The following is a 16470-nucleotide window of genomic DNA, read 5'->3' as shown; positions in this document are numbered from 1 at the left end:
ATTATCAAGGCGTGTAAATACCCATAATGTATGTTTATGTAAGCAGTGCCTGAAAATTACATCCGTTTCGATTTCTAATTTCTTGAGTATATCAGTGGAAAGGTGAAAAATTAGTGGAAGAAGCCAACTTTTTGTTTTAGCACAGAGGCTTGCTGTTCCAAGTCCTGTGCACTGCTTGAAGTTTGCGCACTTGTTTCTCGACTTTGCCTATTGAGTTCGCTGATTTGTAAGGTGTTCGCAGCGACTTCTTCTGCAGCACTCGCTTGCTCTTCTGATGTCGATAAAATGGTCTCAGCTTGTTCCGAGATACTGTGGACTTGGTTGGCGATGGACCTCAAACCTTCACCGACTTGCAACGCTTTTTCAATCACCTCTGTCGCGTTAGTTTGGCTTTGACTCATGAGTTCTACCGAGCTTGATGTTGAAGCTTTCAATTGCTCTATAATGGTCACCACGTCCTTGACCGAGTTCTGTGTTCTTTGTGCAAGCGTACGTACTTCGTCTGCGACCACAGCAAAGCCTCGCCCTTGCTCTCCGGCACGTGCCGCCTCAATTGCAGCGTTCAGTGCGAGCAAATTAGTTTGCTCTGCGATTTCATCGATCATCTTCGTGACATTTTGAATGCCTTCACTGTCTTTCTCTACTTGATTGATGGCATCGGATGATTGGGCCAAGTTATCGTTAAGCACATTCATTCCTGAGCTCATATTTTCGACCATGTTTAATCCAGATTGGCTATCTTTGTTGGCTATGCGTACATTTTCGACGATAGCATCGACTTGTTGGGCAATGGACTTAGCAGAAACGGTCATTTGATCGATAGAGGCAACCACTCGCTCAACTTTACTTTGTTGTGAGTCAGCTTGACTTAAGTTTAATTTGGCGTCACGAGCAACATTTTGTGATTGGTTGCTTACCGCATCACTTGTTGATGAAATTTGAGTGACGAGCTCTTTAAGCTGACATGCCATATCAGCAACCCCATTGGTTAAGCTGGTTATCTCATTTTGTGTATCTGCGGTGCCTTTTTGTATCTCTATACTGACTTCCCCTTTTGCTAACCTTTTCACACATTGGTTGAGAGTCGTAAGAGGTTTAAGTGTGTTGTTAAGAAACAGAGTAAGAAGGATGAGAGTGGCAATACCAATAATAGCGGCTACCAAAATAATCAGACCTAATAAAGTGGTACTTTCCTTAGTGACTTCGTCAACAAAAGTTCCACCCAGAAGCTTCCAGTTCCAACCAGGGACCTCGGTGAAAACCATATACTTTTCACCTGTTCCACCTTTGCCAGGGAACTGAGATGGGTACTCGATTAGGCCGCTCTTCGAGTCAAATATGACAGAAAATGGTCTCTGACCTGCCGCATCCGTTACTTCCTGAATAAGCCTATCTGTCTGGCTTGTATCTTGACTTAGTAAAAATTCACCACGATGGGCATTATCGTTATCAACCACAACCGTTGTTCCGGTTTCCCCCCAAGTCACATTTCGTAGTGAGTTGAACAGATCTTGGGTTGCATTTTCAACGGGCAATCCAACAGAAGTGATGGCGATAATCTTACCAGTAGCCGTTTTTATAGGGGCAAGATAAGTGATGTAACGTTTATTAGATAAGACAGCATTACTATAAAACTCCTCGCCATTCATTAAAGCTTTATAACCTGGATGGGAAGGTGAAAGTTTTGTACCTATGCTTCTTTGCCCAGAGGGATCTTTGAGAGACGATGACACAACGATCCACTCGTTCCCAAGTGGTGCATATAAAGCCGCAACCGATCCAGTATCTCTTGTAAAACTATCAACAAGTTTGGTGTCGTTGACTAAGCTCTCTCCGTACTGGGTAATATTTTTGATGCTCTGGCCCATAAAGTCGACGCTATAGTCTTCTTGGTAAACACCTGCCAAGTAACCGTTTTTAAAGGTGGAATCGAGTACCTTGGCGGTTTCAAGATAGGCATTGTATTGACCTGCAATGGTTTCAGCTAATGCTTCAATCTGTGCTTGATGGGAGGTTAACGTCTTCTTTAACAGTAATGAATAGGCGTTGTGATAAACCAGAACAGCAATGCCTGAAAATGCGAATATTAAGCACAATGTAATGACAATCTTTAATTGCAAGCCAACACTGGTGTTTTTTAGGCGATCCAACATAGTTCAATCCATTTAACCTTGTCGTCGTATTTCTCTAATCGTTATCGTGCACTGAAGTATGTATTGATCCTAGTGCCACCCTTTAATCAACTATAGACGAAATTAGCAAGGGAATCGCTTTGCCAGTCCTACAGCTTCAAAAAACAAAGAAAAACGCATGGACTAATACAGGTTTTTGTGAATGACATTGTTGTTATCGAATATGTTCATAAGTTTATAAATTTAAGTAATAACTATTTGTTTATAAAATGGTTATTTAAATGTTGTCATATTTTTATCACTTATAGTTGTTGAATGTTAAGAGTTATTTGTGAAAATTACGTATTTACTCTATTTATTTGGTCTTTCTCGTCTAGTTAAGTTGACACATTGAAATGACAAATTACTTGAAATTCTAGAAAGTTACGAATTCGTACGCCATCTTTTATGTGCTGGAAAAAATAATCCAGCCTTCCTGCAGTGGAATATAGGAAGTCTAACTAACAATAAAATACTAGGATTTAAAAAATGAAAACTACTAGACGTCAACTCTTAGCTGTTGCTATTGGAGCGGCCTTGGCTTTTTCAACCAACGCCGCTGAAATGGTCAAAGTCAATGATAATGCTCTTCTAGAACAAGGACTTGCAGCTACAAATAGTATCGTACCGCAAGAGTTAGGGTTTAAAGTCAAAAAAACGGTCGTTTTACCAAACGGTAAGACAAAAGTACGCTATCAACAAACCTACTATGGTGTACCTGTCTTTGATACGGCGGTGGTGGCCACCAAGACGGCACAAGAGCCTAAGCAGGTCACTGGCCAAATGCTGAGAGGCATCAGCGCTGATGTCGTTGCAGTGAAGGCCAACATTAAGGGCAGCGAAGCGTTGTCCATTGCCAAAAAGGCCTTTGAAACAAAGACAAGTCTAACCGGTGAGGATGTTGAGTTTCAAAATCCTCACTCAGAGTTAATGGTTAAGCTAGATAGTAATTCCAAGGCTCAGTTGGTGTACATGGTTAACTTCTACGTGGAAGCTGAAGAGCCGACCCGACCATTTTTCTTTATTGATGCGAATTCAGGGAAGATCATAAAACGCTGGGAAGGACTAGCTCACAATGAAGAGCACGGCACCGGACCCGGTGGCAATGTTAAAACTGGCGACTACAACTATGGCAAGGATTATCCAGCATTTCTGGTCGATAAAACCGGTACCACTTGTACGATGGATACGACCAATGTCAAAACGGTCGATATGAAAAACAGGCGCTATAACTTTGGCAACAAAGCATACAGCTATACCTGTTCGGATTCTTCCAACTACAACAACTATAAACAAGTCAATGGAGCATATTCACCGATCAACGATGCTCAGTACTTTGGTCAAGTTGTGTTTGACATGTATAAAGATTGGTTGAATACGGCGCCACTTAAGTTCCAGCTAATGATGCGCGTTCACTATGATAGAAACTACGAAAATGCGTTTTGGAACGGCTCGTCGATGACCTTTGGTGACGGTTATACTACCTTCTACCCATTGGTGGATATCAATGTTAGTGCCCATGAAGTCAGCCATGGATTTACCGAGCAAAACTCAGGGCTAGTATACGAAGGAATGTCAGGTGGGATTAACGAAGCATTTTCTGACATCGCGGGTGAGGCGGCTGAATACTACATGAAAGGCAAAGTTGACTGGGTTGTGGGTGCCGATATTTTCAAATCAACCGGTGGATTAAGATATTTCGATACTCCATCAAAAGATGGTAAATCGATCGATGATGCTTCAGAGTATTACGATGGCTTGAACGTTCACTACTCTAGTGGAGTATTCAACCGGGCCTTTTATTTGCTAGCGAATAAAAAGGGTTGGGATGTCCGCAAAGGCTTTGAAGTCTTTGCCGTTGCAAACCAATTGTATTGGTCTGCGAACAGCAACTTTGACCAAGGCGGATGTGGTGTTGCTAAAGCTGCGACTGATTTAGGCTACAGTGCGTCAGATGTTGAGTCAGCCTTTGCAACGGTCGGTGTTAACGCCACCTGCTCATAATTAGTTATCACTTAGAAAGCTAGGACTGGCGGGCATTTTGCCCGCCAGTCCTAATAAAATATGGCCAGCCAAACAGTTTCAGTATCTGGTAGAGTGCGCAGAACACGATGCTTTGTCCTTGCAGGAATATTAATATAGTCGCCGGGCTTTAGCGTTACTTGCTTACCATCCTCATACTCGATACAGCCTTCACCAGACAACACAACGACCCATTCATTTTCATCTTGGTTATACCAGTAGTCGTCAGGAGAACTGTGTCCCTTGGAGACGATTCTCTCGATGCGAATGTGCTCAGCACAGAGAAGATCTTCAAACACTTCATCAGACAAATTGCTGGGTAAGTCAGTTAACAAGTTCATATAGGAATCACCAAATTCGTGGACAAGGTTTAAGTTAGCCGATCAAGCTGCTGTTGCCAAAGGGTAAACATCGTTTGATTGAACAGATAAAAACGAATGTCTAATTGGGCATATTGTTTAAGTAAACAGGTAGTTAAAGCAATATTCGCTGCATCAGGCAACGGGTAGCCATATACGCCACAAGATATCGCAGGAAAAGCAATACTTTGGCATTGGTTCTCGATGGCAAGATCCAATGAACTGGCATAAGCAGAGCGAAGTGTTGTTTCAGGGTCATGAGATTGACTATAGATAGGCCCAACAGCATGAATGACGTAATTCGCGTGCAAGTCTCCTGCTTCGGTGATTTTTGCACCGCCATGTGGGCAGCGAATTCCGTTGTTGTCAGGCAGCTTTCGACAAGCAGAAAGTAGCTTAGAGCCCGCAGCCGAGTGAATAGCACCGTCGACACCCCCGCCACCGAGTAAGCTTGGATTTGCAGCATTTACAATGACATCGACTACCGCTGTGGTGATATCGCCGTGAACTAATTGTATGTTAGTTGACATCAGAGCTTTCTCTTCTCCCAGTACAGTACCTTATTATCTTCCTATACAATCCCAAAGCTTGTGGACTTCGTATCTAAAAGCTGGAATTGGGTTGAGCTAGGAATTCAATCTCTTCGCTTGTACTCTCTCGACCTAGTATCACGTTTCTATGTGGATAACGGCCAAATTTGTCGATGATATCTTTATGTAAATGCTCATACTTAAGGTTGCTTTCATTATCGAGTTTTTCAAACAGTTTGATGGCTTCTGCATGTATCTTTTTCGATTCACTGTGCATATACGGCATATAAAGAAAAGAACGCTCGGTTGGTATCAGTTCCATATCTAAATCGAGAGACACCGCTTCTTGAGCAAGGGCCAGTGCTAATGGGTCTTGGCTGAATGATTCTGCTCTTCCTCGATAAATATTGCGAGAAAATTGGTCCAGTAGTATGACTTCTGCTAGACGTCCTCTGGCAGAGTGACGCCAATCGAAAAGCTCGGCGCGTGAGGCCTGTATTAAAAGTGTGGAAAATTGTTCTCGTATTTTTTGATCCAATTTTTCGTCGACGGCAAACCATTGGTCGGGGGTTAATTGATTAAACCAGAAATCCAGAACTGTAGTGTACATAGGCGATATGTTCTCCAGACAAACATAGTGAAACTCTAGACGACAAATTATTTATCAACTAGCTTTAGAGTACGTATAATGTCGCATTTAGGGAACGACATGCAATGGCTACACGTCAATGTGTTAATAGGGATGCTATGGGCGTTGATGCTTGCAAGTTCTTTAGCAACTGCAAGTGAAAACAGCTTTTCTGATCTCGTTTTTTTCACGGAAAACTATCCTCCCTCTAATTTTTCTGAAGGTGATGTGGCGAAAGGGTATTCGGTGGATATTTTGGTTGCAGCTGCGGCAGCGGTTGGACAGGAAATTAAACCGAGCCAGATTCAAGTGGTGCCGTGGTCCTTTGCATATAAAGAAACCTTAACGAACCCTAAAGCAGTGCTTTTTTCAACCACTCGTACCAGTCACCGAGAGCAACTTTTTAATTGGGTTGGGCCAATTACTGATGCCAAGTTAGTATTGATCACTAGAAAGGGCTCGAAAGTTAAAATTGATAATCCGATTGATATCGCAAAATATAGAGTGGGCGTTGTCCGTGATGATATAGGAGAGCAAAAGCTTTTGGCATTAGGTATCCCTCGAGCGGCTATGCGAGAAGCGCCATACGTGACTAGGTTGTTAGAGCTATTATTGAAAAATAGAATTGATTTATTGGCTTTCTCTGAAAACAGCATTTATTGGTGGTCAGCGAAATCTGGTTTAGATTCGAGTATCTTCGAAACTGTATATATTCTAAATAACGGTTATTTATATTACGCGTTTAATAGGTCAATAAATAAATCGGTACGAGAAGAGCTGCAAAAAGGCCTCAACAGAATAAAGGCCAAAAAAAATGAAGATGGGGTGACGATTTACCAAAGTATTATGAAAAAATATAGATAGCAATGAGAGTTAGTTATTTATATTAGCAAACCTTCATATGCCATACTTTATTTTATTAATGCTTGCTTAACAAAAAATGGGTTATTGAACTTTTTGGCAGGGCCAAGCTCAGAAGTGACCAGTTTATTCCAAAGCATTTTATCAAACTTAGCTTCAGGTATTGAAGGGTACAAGGTTTCTTGCTCTTCAATCGCGTATCTTAAGAACTCTTTAAGCTTTATATGATTGTATTTTTTAGCTACGCGATTGTGTTTTTGAATCCATTCTTGTTTAAACATCACCAAAGCGGGCTCCGCCTGATCCATTGGCATAGTGGACAAGTAAATTCTCTTGTAGGCCACTTTTCTGTCAATTAGAGCGCGCATTGCCGTTTGTATATATTTTCCGTGATGAGTGACAGAGATATCTTCGCTGTCAAACAAGTTTACCGTCCACCCAGTAGGAGAAAGTATTCTCGATTTAAATTGTTTGTTGCGGACTTGAATAGCTTGGTGTAACACAATGTCTGAAGTGCCGCGAAAAGTCTGCTGCCATTTGCCGATCCTAATTTGAATAGATCCTGGCAATCGATAGATATTGGTGAATTTGTCTTGACTCATTTATTTAATGCACAAAATTGATTAATAGTTAACGACAGGAGTTTCGCCAAATCTCCCTGCGTGAAAAAGCCCAACCGTACTGCACGACGCACTGTTATGTTGTATTGATTAATACTGCATTGCTCTTGCTACTATCTTGCAACTGACACTTTTCAATGTCTTTGAGGGAGATCTATTTTTCTTCGAGAATAAAGCAATTCCACCTAGAATTTGGTTAGCTGACTTTACTCGACAATAGATACAACATTGACTGGTCCAACCTTGCTACTCTTAGGCTCAGGTCTACTTGTACCAGTACTGCTCAATGCATTTGCGCCCTATTATTTTACATTTAATTGCTAATGTACAGTTTTTCGTGATGGTAAGTCACTCATTATTTACATTTATCTCAATGGTATTACACAGAAAAAACTAAATTTTTCGTCATACGAATGTCATATTTCTATGTTGGCGTTTGCAAAAGTGGATAGAAAAATCGATAGCTATCATAAAAGGTAAGATGTGATAGAGTGAAGTGAAGTTGAAAGGGCCTAATATAAGATCTCATAGGGTATCCTGAATATTTGGATATTTCTCTGGTGTTTTTCTAAATTGTAAGAATTATTTGTTAGTTGAGGATGAAAATATGGGACAAAAGTTTTCAAAGCTATCGGACAAGCATATTGAATTTATTCAGCAACAAAAGCTTTACTTTGTTGCCACCGCAGCTGGAGAAGGAAGTGTAAATCTTTCTCCCAAGGGCGGAGATTCGTTACGAGTTATTGATGAAAACACCATTGCATGGCAAAACTTAACGGGCAGTGGCAATGAATCCGCCAGTCATGTGCTCCTTAATCCCAGAATGACGTTAATGTTTTGCGCTTTTGAAGGTGCGCCTTTGATTCTTAGGACCTACGGAGAAGCCACCGTGCTCCACCAGCTTGATGACGAATGGAAGCAATACGTCGATCTGTTCCCACCAAGTAACGGTATGAGGCAAATTTTCATCCAGAAAATTCATACTGTGCAGACATCATGCGGGAAATCAGTTCCTTATTTTGATTATGTCAGTGATCGAGATGACTTGGCCAATTGGGCGGAGAAACAAGGTAAAGATGGAATCGAGCGCTATTGGGTGAAGAAAAACCAAACCAGTATTGATGGTTTTGATACGGAAATCGTCAAAAGGACAGGCATTACGACCGATTGATATAGTCGGCCGTGCTGTCAATACTTTACGTTTTCACTTTGAGGGGTGAGTTGCAAGGTTTCTCGGGAAAGCACCTCGCCGCTCTTCTTGCTGGGCAATCAGTATTTTTTCATGAGCCTTGAAAAAAGGCAGATAAAGAAAATAAGCAATAACCATCGCGAGTACAACCATCATAGCATTGGCGAAACTGCCATTAGATGCCCAGGCAGCCCCTATTGGAGCTGGGACCGACCAGGGAATCATCGTCACCACTTTGGCCAATATCCCCGCAGAAGTTAAATACCACGCAATCGTTGCATTGATCATCGGGACTAAGACAAATGGAATCATAAATATCGGGTTCATGATGATAGGAAAGCCGAACAAAATGGGTTCATTGATATTAAATATCGAAGGAACCAATCCGACTTTCCCTACGGAGCGTAAGTGAATTGAGCGACTTTTGATCGCCAAATAGATCAAAGGTAGCGTTGAACCCACCCCACCAATCAAAACAAAAAAATCCCAAAATGCTGGCAGATAGATATGGGGAAGTGTTACAGCGCCTGCCTCCATCGCATGCTGATTTGCCAGCAAATTAGACATCCAAAACGGGTTCATAATTCCCGTTACTACCAAGGCACCATGAATGCCAACAAACCAAAGCAGTTGGCAAATTAGTATCGATATCAACACCGCCGTTAAAGTGTCGGATGCCATGAGAAGTGGATGAAAAACTTCTTCAATCAGTTGAGGGAAATGCAAACCAAAGTGTCTGGTGAGAAACAGGTTGAAAGAAGACAATGTCAGCATGATGATCATAATCGGAGCGATAAGACGAAAGCTTTGAACTGTCAGCAATGGGACCTCTTCTGGCATGGAAATATACCATTTGTTTTTGATAAACAAACGTATTACTTCTACAGAATAGATGCTGGCGATGATCGCGGTAAAAATGCCAGCGCCACCCAAATAGCGAATGTTCTGTGGGGTAGGGTCCGCCATACCTGCCAACATTAAGAAAGCCATACATCCCGTTAACCCCGATATTCGTTCTGGCAATTTATATTGCTTCGCAAGGCTGGTGGCAATACCAAAAGCAACGATAAGACCAACCACTCCCAGAGTGAGTTGGTAAGTAGGAAGCAGTGTTGGCCGTAAGGCGCGGGCGATATGGGCCCACCAAGTCGCGAACTCTGAATGCGGCACAGAAAATGGCGGAAATATGATAGGGACAAACATACAACCGACAAATATAAAGGGCATAGAGAGCTGAAAGCCGTCTCGTAAAGCTGATAGGTGTACGTTTTGTGCGAGTTTACGAGCGATAGGGGCGAGATAGAATTCTAATTGGGAAGTAACAAAGCCAGCAAGTGAATGATTCATATCAGGTCCTGGGCAGGCCTAAGTCAGAGGCGAATGTAAGGGATAATATCGAAATAATTAATGATGGCGATCAAACAACACGATTAATGCCAGCTAGTCCACAGTTTGCAATTTGAGCTTTACGAAAGCTTTAGCACCCTTTACCTCTACTAAATCTTATCCAGATCACGAAATCTGGCGATAAGTTAGCCATTGTAATGATCGATTTCACAGCGGCTCGGAAATGTTTTGGAAACCGGTTTCCAAAATTTTCCTTAAGGCGCATATTAATACTCCTGAAGCGTAGGGCTGTCATAGCTCCTCATGAAAATTAATCGTGGTTCTAAACCACAAAGGAGTACTCAAATGAAAAAGATAATGCTTTGTTGTTCAGCAGGGATGTCCACTTCTCTGTTAGTAAGAAAGATGGAAGCCAGTGCCAAAGAGCGTGGCATAGACGCTGAAATAAAAGCCTATGGCGCGTCGGAGTTCAGCAATCAGGTGGGCAGTTTTCAAGTCGTTTTACTCGGCCCTCAGGTGAAGTACATGCAGTCGGATCTGCAAAAAGAAGCGGATCGCTTTGGTATCAAGGTTGAGCCGATCAACATGATGGATTACGGAATGCAAAAGGGCGACAAAGTGCTGGATTTTGCTTTGGAGCTCATTAACCAGCGTTGATTTTAGCGAACCACTAATCTGCATTTACTCCACATCAATTGGGACAACATTATGAGTGCTTTGTACGACAATATGGTCGATGTCATTGAACGAAAAGTGACTCCGATAGCTGGGAAGCTAGGTCAACAAAAATACATTACTTCAATTCGCGATGGGTTTATTTCAGCATTACCTTTTATGATTGTGGGTTCATTTATGCTGGTGTTTATCTTTCCTCCATTTTCTTCGGATACCAGCTGGGGCTTTGCGCGGGCTTGGCTCGATTTTTCCAAGACTTATCGCGAGCAACTCATGCTGCCGTTTAATTTGAGCATGGGGGTCATGACGATATTTATTTCCGTTGGTATTGCGGCCAGTTTGGCGAAGCACCATGATTTGGAACCAGTGACGGCGGGATTGCTGTCTTTGATGTCATTTTTACTGGTTGCAGCACCAATCAAAGATGGCGCGATTTCCATGCAGTACCTATCGGGTCAAGGTATTTTCACCGCCATTCTGACGGCGATTTATTCAACCGAAGTGTATGCATTTTTGAAGAGAAAAAAAGTCACCATAAAACTGCCTCCAGAAGTGCCTACTGGCGTTGCCCGCTCGTTTGAAATATTGATTCCAGTTTTAGCCATCATACTAACACTGCATCCGTTAAATCTGTTTGTTCAAGCCGAGACTGGAATGATCTTACCCAAGGCCATTATGTCTTTACTACAACCTTTGGTTTCTGCCTCAGACACCTTACCTGCCGTCTTGCTCGCGGTGTTGGTTTGCCAAGTGTTGTGGTTTGCAGGGATTCATGGCGCTTTGATCGTCACCGGTATCATGAACCCCTTTTGGATGGCAAACCTTTCAGCAAACCAAGCTGCAATGGCGGCGGGTGAAGCGATTCCTCATATTTTTGTCCAAGGATTTTGGGATCACTACCTGCTGATTGGTGGAGTGGGCTCGACGCTGCCTCTTGCGTTTTTGCTGTTACGTAGTAAAGCCGCTCACCTGCGCACTATTGGTAAAATGGGGATTGTTCCTGGCTTTTTTAACATTAATGAGCCCATCCTTTTTGGCGCTCCTATTATCATGAACCCTATGTTTTTCCTACCTTTTATCTTTGTTCCCATGGTCAATGCCAGCCTAGCCTGGTTTGCAACCAAATTTGGGTTAGTAGAGCACGTTGTTTCTCTAACTCCATGGACTACACCTGGCCCCATTGGCGCATCGTGGGCGGCAAATTGGACATTTGCTCCCGTGGTCATGAGTCTATTTTGTATGGCAACGGCAGCGGTGATGTACCTACCGTTTTTAAAAGCTTACGAAAAGCAGCTGCTGAAGCAAGAACTCGAGGAAGAGCAGCAACAACCAAAAACCAAACCTATCGCTGTGTAACGCATAAATTTTTTGGGGCCTCGTGCCCATAATAGGATGTGAAGATGAAGTATCAATTTCCAAAGAATTTTTACTGGGGTAGTGCAGCCTCATCCACTCAGACAGAAGGTGCAGCCTTCTCATCAGGTAAAGGGGAAAGCATTTGGGATCATTGGTTTAAACATGAGCCAAATCGATTCCATAACGGCATTTCTTCGACAGAAGCCTCAACATTTTATTGTAACTACCAAGCTGATATTCAGTTGATGAAAGACATCGGCCACAACAGTTTTCGAACATCGATTTCATGGTCGCGTTTAATTCCCAACGGAGTGGGTAGTGTTAATCAAGAGGCGGTTGAGTTTTACTCAAATGTTATTGATGAACAAATTAAACAGGGGATACAGCCGTTCATTTGCTTATTTCATTTTGATATGCCGTTATCGATGCAACAAATAGGTGGGTTTGAAAATCGAGAAGTATTGGACGCTTATGCTAATTTCGCTGAAACCTGTTTTTTGCTTTATGGCGACAGGGTCAAACACTGGTTTACCTTCAATGAGCCGATAGTGCCAGTAGAAGGCGGGTACTTGTACGATTTTCATTACCCAAATGTGGTTGATTTTAAACGAGCTGTGACAGTCGCGTACCATACTATGCTTGCTCATGCCAAAGCGGTTGAAAAATATCGCCTTCTAGAACTGAAAGGTCAGATTGGCATCATTCTTAATCTCACTCCTTCCTATCCGCGCTCTCAACATCCTGCTGATACTAAAGCCGCTAGAATTTGCGATCTCTTGTTTAACCGAAGCTTTTTAGATCCGGCGGTAAAGGGCGAGTACCCACAAGAATTGGTTTCTCTATTACAGGAACATCAACAAATGCCTGAAGTGAGAGAAGGCGATTGTGAACTCATTGCTAAAGGGAAAGTGGATCTATTGGGGGTCAATTACTATCAGCCTCGCCGCGTGAAAGCAAGAGAAAATGCTGTGAATCCTGACGCCCCCTTTATGCCAGAGCATTTCTTTGATTATTACGAGATGCCTGGACGCAAAATGAACCCGCACCGTGGATGGGAGATCTTTGAAAAAGGCATCTACGATATATTGATGAACTTAAAAGAAAATTATGGAAACATCCCTTGTTATATCTCGGAAAATGGGATGGGTGTCGAGGGAGAACAAAAGTTTTTAGTAGATGGTCAGATTCAAGATGATTATCGAATCGAGTTTATCCAAGAACATTTAAAATGGCTGCACAAGGGCTTAGAGGAAGGTTCCAATTGTTTGGGATATCACCTATGGACATTTATTGATAACTGGTCTTGGTGTAATGCTTACAAGAATCGGTATGGATTTTATCAGCTGGATCTTAAGACTCAGCAACGAAGTGTTAAGAAAAGTGGCGAGTGGTTTGCACAAGTCTCTAAAGACAACGGTTTTGAGGTGGAATAAGGAGTATGGCGATGGATCTTGAAGAACAAGTCATGGGCATTATCATCAATGCTGGTCAGTCGAGGAGTCTTTGTTATGAAGCCTTGAAATGTGCAAAACAAGGTCAGTTTGAGGAGGCGGATGGGCTATTGCATGAGGCCCAAACCTATGCCAATCAAGCGCACCTAGTTCAGACGCAGCTTATAGAGCAGGATGAGGGAGAGGGTAAAACTCAAATGACGCTCATCATGGTTCACGCACAAGACCATTTAATGACTTCAATGCTCGCAAAAGAGCTCGTTACTGAACTTATCGATGTACACAAAAAAATGATAGTTTAGCTAACCTAAAATGCATTTGTTAATGCATGACTTTGCTATCTATACGTAAATTACGTACACTTGGCCTATGAAAAGCGTATTTGTTGAGTCATCTATTTTTGAAAAATACCGTAATGAATATCTTAGTTATGAAGAGTTTAGACTCTTTCAAGCTGAGTTAATGTTTAACCCTAAACAGGGAGATGTAATTCAGGGGACGGGTGGTTTGCGAAAAGTTCGAGTTGTGAGTAAGACTAAGGGAAAGCGTGGTGGCTCCCGCGTTATTTATTACTTTCTCGATTAAAAACGACGTTTTTATTTGCTGACAATTTATGGCAAAAGCGAAATGTCCGACTTAACCGCAGATCAAAAGAAACAATTAAAGACTTTTATGGAGGCGTGGCGCAATGAGCAATCGTGACCTATTTACAGAATTGAACTCAGCTCTTGTCGAATCTAAAGAGCACTCAGAAGGTAAGCTTACCCTTAAAACTCATCAAGTTAACGACATCAATGAGTTGATTATTTCACCTGATGAGATTGTTAGTATTCGGGAACAGTTTAATATGTCTCGTGGTGTGTTTGCTCGCTTATTGCACACATCATCTCGCACATTAGAAAATTGGGAACAAGGGCGAAGTGTCCCAAATGGACAAGCTGTAACCCTTCTTAAATTGGTGCAGCGCCATCCAGAAACCTTGTCTCATATTGCTGAACTTTAAACTACCTTTACCGATGCCTCGTGTTTGAAGCAAATTCAAACACAGAGCGGTTCGTGCTCCGAAACGTATTAGTTAAATTGCTCTTTTAGTCAAGCCTACCAGTTGTTAGCTATATAGAAATTACAAATGTAACAACTGTTAGGCATACTAAAAGTTGGTTATGGAGTGATCCATTTCTAGATTTCAGTGACTGTCACTAGTAATGTCGCCTTATCCCCTTTAGTTGTACTAAGAGCACATGTAACTTTATATTTGTCAGATGATGATGAATCAGAAGACTTTCCGTGCTTCGATACCTTTTTTTTATACCAATCTTTAAGACCGAAGTTACCTTCTTCATTGACATGAGTTAAACAGTGGTTATCCCCACTATAAGGCACCTCCCATCCAATTGAAAACTGCTCGTCATTCGAACCAACCCATCCAACAGCGGTCTGTGGATTGCCACTTCCCACTAACCGCATTTTTATTGCTCCCATGGTTCCATAAAGTGCCCCAGAGCAGTTGGAGAATGCATAGGTCCCAACACTAGCATCTCCCTCACTATCCATCTTAGGAATACTACCCAATTTGGGAGCAGATACTTCGTATCCATGGTCAATGTAGACATCATTATCCCCATCACCAGTTATTACTATGTCTAAGCTAGTTTGGTTCATTATATGTATAGCCATTTTTCTAGATGAACCAAATATTAATGATAATACATCTTTAATAAAATCTGTGGCATCAATAGCAATAAATAACCCATCAACGAGGTCTTCTGCATCTGCTATATCTAGAAGGAGCTCACCAGCATCCACTGCAGTATGAACGTAATCTATGACGGTGTTTTTGTCTTTGGAGCAGCCTGCCTGATCACAAACTTGAACATACTGACTAAGCTGTGTGTCTTGGGTGCGCGAGGCTTCAGAGAAAAACTGTTGACACCCTGAATTGATTTGAAAACATTCTGTAGCTTTTACACTCATCTTTTGTCCTTTCTATACTGTTGACTTGTACGTTTATGCAACATATGAAATTGATTTTATATTTTTACAGGCTAGACCCAGTTTGAAAAGAATTTGCGGATTAATTGAGTTTTGGGATCATTGTCAATGATCTTATGGCTCTGAACTCAGGCTAATTCCCAAGCGACTTTGTCATTACAATAACCACCCGTAAAAAATCAACTATCCTTGAAACCGGTTTCCATATATCCTAAAGCTATTAGATTTTATACCCATATTGATGGAGTAAGGTTAGATGGTGACCATCACCGATGTATCTCAACTTGCAAAAGTGTCTAAAGCCACGGTTTCGAGAGTATTGAGTGGTAGCCGAGGTGTGAAATCAGCCAGTCGTGATGCGGTGTTAAAAGCGGCAGAGGAGCTGAATTATCGTCCCAGTGCTGCTGCTCAGAACTTAGCAAATCAACGCTCGGATTATATTGGGGTGATCCTTTCAACCACGGATGCGGGGCAAGTGTCGACGTATTTACCTCTTTTTTCTAATCACTTGAAAAAAATGGGTAAATATATGTTGGTGAATTTTGCCGACACCCCCGAAGAGTATCTAAGAGTTGTTGATGAGCTTAATAAAAGACATTGTGACGCGATTATTGCTATTGGTGGCCATCTGCCAGATGCGTTAGGCGATAATATTGTTTGCATCGATAGCGGCTTAAGTGGCGATCATAGAGCTATTGGTTACGACTATTGTTTCGCCAGTGAGAGCGCCTGCCGATATCTATCAAGCAAAGGACACTCCAGTGTGGCTTTGATTTTGGATGATGACGGGCATGCGTCTTCACAAGTGTTGCAGGGTTATAAAACATCCCTGCAAAACATGGCGATACCAATGAATCGCCAGCTTATCGTAACGGCCAGTGATGGTGTTGAGCAGGCCATGCTTGCCTTATTAAACAGTTATTCCTCATTTACCGCTTTATTGGTGATGCGAGATAGTCACGCAGCCGTGGCAATGAGACTGCTAAAGGACTTTAACTTGTCCGTTCCACAAGAAGTCTCGATTGTATCTTTACAAGACTCCGCGCTAGCTGATCAGCTGACACCGCCTTTAACCTGCATCAGCTACCCGTCCGAAAAGATGGTTGAGGCGGCTATCGCAGAGTTAACTGACTATTTACAATCACGTCCGATCTCGTCTAAACCGATGGTGCCAGGTAGCCTAGTGGCCCGGGAGTCAGTGATTGCAAGAAAGTAGCAGTTAGACGTCGCAATAGATTGCATTATGGACGGCAATCTATTCTAATGGCT

At 42.2% G+C, this 16470-nt stretch carries 15 protein-coding genes and 2 pseudogenes; 10 read left to right on the top strand and 7 right to left on the bottom strand.

All coding sequences use genetic code 11. From position 1 onward, the window contains the following. Positions 1 to 110 precede the first annotated feature (110 nt). Complete coding sequence (locus M9194_RS01255) at positions 111 to 2153, bottom strand: methyl-accepting chemotaxis protein (protein WP_250610459.1); 2043 nt, start codon at positions 2151 to 2153, stop codon at positions 111 to 113. A 507-nt stretch (positions 2154 to 2660) separates the two neighbouring features. On the opposite strand from M9194_RS01255, the pseudogene M9194_RS01250 reads away from it, so the two are divergent. Then, a pseudogene (locus tag M9194_RS01250) lies at positions 2661 to 4169 on the top strand (M4 family metallopeptidase); the annotation flags it as partial. Between the two features lie 56 nt (positions 4170 to 4225). On the opposite strand, the gene M9194_RS01245 reads toward M9194_RS01250, so the two are convergent. From M9194_RS01245 to M9194_RS01235, 3 genes are all read right to left on the bottom strand, one after another. After that, complete coding sequence (locus M9194_RS01245; protein ID WP_250610458.1) at positions 4226 to 4534, bottom strand: cupin domain-containing protein; 309 nt, start codon at positions 4532 to 4534, stop codon at positions 4226 to 4228. Between the two features lie 29 nt (positions 4535 to 4563). Continuing rightward, a complete protein-coding gene (locus M9194_RS01240) occupies positions 4564 to 5082 on the bottom strand; it encodes an O-acetyl-ADP-ribose deacetylase (protein WP_250610456.1) in 519 nt (172 codons plus the stop codon). 73 nt (positions 5083 to 5155) lie between these two features. Next, complete coding sequence (locus M9194_RS01235) at positions 5156 to 5692, bottom strand: DUF924 family protein (RefSeq protein WP_250610454.1); 537 nt, start codon at positions 5690 to 5692, stop codon at positions 5156 to 5158. 99 nt (positions 5693 to 5791) lie between these two features. Between M9194_RS01235 and M9194_RS01230 the strand changes: the two genes are divergently transcribed. Further along, complete coding sequence (locus M9194_RS01230; RefSeq protein WP_250610452.1) at positions 5792 to 6574, top strand: substrate-binding periplasmic protein; 783 nt, start codon at positions 5792 to 5794, stop codon at positions 6572 to 6574. Between the two features lie 47 nt (positions 6575 to 6621). Here M9194_RS01230 and M9194_RS01225 read toward each other — a convergent pair whose 3' ends face one another. After that, a complete protein-coding gene (locus tag M9194_RS01225) occupies positions 6622 to 7173 on the bottom strand; it encodes an MSHA operon transcriptional regulator (protein ID WP_250610450.1) in 552 nt (183 codons plus the stop codon). A 625-nt stretch (positions 7174 to 7798) separates the two neighbouring features. On the opposite strand from M9194_RS01225, the gene M9194_RS01220 reads away from it, so the two are divergent. Further along, positions 7799 to 8362: a pyridoxamine 5'-phosphate oxidase family protein gene (locus tag M9194_RS01220; RefSeq protein ID WP_250610448.1), complete on the top strand. Its 564-nt coding sequence runs from the start codon at positions 7799 to 7801 to the stop codon at positions 8360 to 8362. A gap of 33 nt (positions 8363 to 8395) precedes the next feature. Here M9194_RS01220 and M9194_RS01215 read toward each other — a convergent pair whose 3' ends face one another. After that, positions 8396 to 9727 (bottom strand): PTS sugar transporter subunit IIC, encoded by a 1332-nt coding sequence (locus M9194_RS01215; RefSeq protein ID WP_250610447.1) that lies wholly within the window; start codon positions 9725 to 9727, stop codon positions 8396 to 8398. Positions 9728 to 10072: 345 nt separating this feature from the next. On the opposite strand from M9194_RS01215, the gene M9194_RS01210 reads away from it, so the two are divergent. The 6 genes and pseudogenes from M9194_RS01210 to M9194_RS01185 all read left to right on the top strand — a co-directional run bounded on the left by M9194_RS01210 (position 10073) and on the right by M9194_RS01185 (position 14212). Continuing rightward, positions 10073 to 10384 carry a PTS sugar transporter subunit IIB gene (locus M9194_RS01210; RefSeq protein WP_250610446.1) on the top strand — a complete coding sequence of 104 codons (312 nt, stop codon included), beginning with the start codon at positions 10073 to 10075 and terminating at the stop codon, positions 10382 to 10384. Positions 10385 to 10435: 51 nt separating this feature from the next. Then, complete coding sequence (locus tag M9194_RS01205) at positions 10436 to 11758, top strand: PTS sugar transporter subunit IIC (protein ID WP_250610445.1); 1323 nt, start codon at positions 10436 to 10438, stop codon at positions 11756 to 11758. A gap of 44 nt (positions 11759 to 11802) precedes the next feature. Next, positions 11803 to 13191, top strand: coding sequence for a glycoside hydrolase family 1 protein (locus tag M9194_RS01200; protein ID WP_250610444.1), 1389 nt, complete (start codon positions 11803 to 11805; stop codon positions 13189 to 13191). 11 nt (positions 13192 to 13202) lie between these two features. Further along, positions 13203 to 13511: a PTS N,N'-diacetylchitobiose transporter subunit IIA gene (gene chbA / locus M9194_RS01195; protein WP_250610443.1), complete on the top strand. Its 309-nt coding sequence runs from the start codon at positions 13203 to 13205 to the stop codon at positions 13509 to 13511. A 67-nt stretch (positions 13512 to 13578) separates the two neighbouring features. Next, positions 13579 to 13911, top strand: a pseudogene (locus M9194_RS01190) (type II toxin-antitoxin system RelE/ParE family toxin). Next, positions 13898 to 14212, top strand: a complete 315-nt coding sequence (locus tag M9194_RS01185) for a helix-turn-helix domain-containing protein (protein WP_250610441.1) — start codon at positions 13898 to 13900, stop codon at positions 14210 to 14212. The pseudogene M9194_RS01190 and the gene M9194_RS01185 overlap by 14 nt, the downstream one beginning before the upstream one ends. Before the next feature lie 176 nt (positions 14213 to 14388). On the opposite strand, the gene M9194_RS01180 is transcribed toward M9194_RS01185, so the two are convergent. Further along, positions 14389 to 15183: a hypothetical protein gene (locus M9194_RS01180; RefSeq protein WP_250610439.1), complete on the bottom strand. Its 795-nt coding sequence runs from the start codon at positions 15181 to 15183 to the stop codon at positions 14389 to 14391. A gap of 274 nt (positions 15184 to 15457) precedes the next feature. On the opposite strand from M9194_RS01180, the gene M9194_RS01175 reads away from it, so the two are divergent. Next, positions 15458 to 16417, top strand: a complete 960-nt coding sequence (locus M9194_RS01175; RefSeq protein WP_250610437.1) for a LacI family DNA-binding transcriptional regulator — start codon at positions 15458 to 15460, stop codon at positions 16415 to 16417. Positions 16418 to 16470 lie beyond the last annotated feature (53 nt).

This window comes from Vibrio sinus (assembly GCF_023634645.1).
GTDB lineage: Bacteria > Pseudomonadota > Gammaproteobacteria > Enterobacterales > Vibrionaceae > Vibrio > Vibrio sinus.
Note: the sequence above shows the minus strand (reverse complement) of the source record. Positions and strands in the feature narration are given on the sequence as shown.